Source organism: Limosilactobacillus ingluviei DSM 15946 (assembly GCF_001435775.1).
Lineage (GTDB): Bacteria > Bacillota > Bacilli > Lactobacillales > Lactobacillaceae > Limosilactobacillus > Limosilactobacillus ingluviei.
The window spans coordinates 1-256 of record NZ_AZFK01000080.1 but is presented as its reverse complement, the minus strand read 5'-3'; the positions used below and the strand labels follow the sequence as shown (position 1 = coordinate 256).

Annotated in this window: 1 pseudogene; it reads right to left on the bottom strand. The window is 43.0% G+C overall.

Annotation, left to right across the window (positions count from 1 at the left end):
* Positions 1–40: 40 nt before the first annotated feature.
* Positions 41–256: pseudogene (locus FC43_RS11435) on the bottom strand (IS66 family transposase); the annotation flags it as partial.

Genomic DNA, 256 nt, shown 5'->3' with positions numbered 1-256 from the left:
TATCCTTGAAGGAAGGACAACTTCTGAGCGCTATTTGCGTCTATTGAGTTCCAAATTTACGTTGAATTTCTGGATCCCACGGTAAATAAGCCTCCCAGACTGGACTTTCAGTCCATGTGAAGGCTGATAGGAGATGTTCTAAGTACTCACGTACCTTGAGCTGATTTAATTTAGCCGTTTGAATGAAGGTATACCAAATGGCGTTCGCTTCAGCCCCAGCTTCGGTTTTCGCAAATAAGTAATTTTTGCGTCCGAT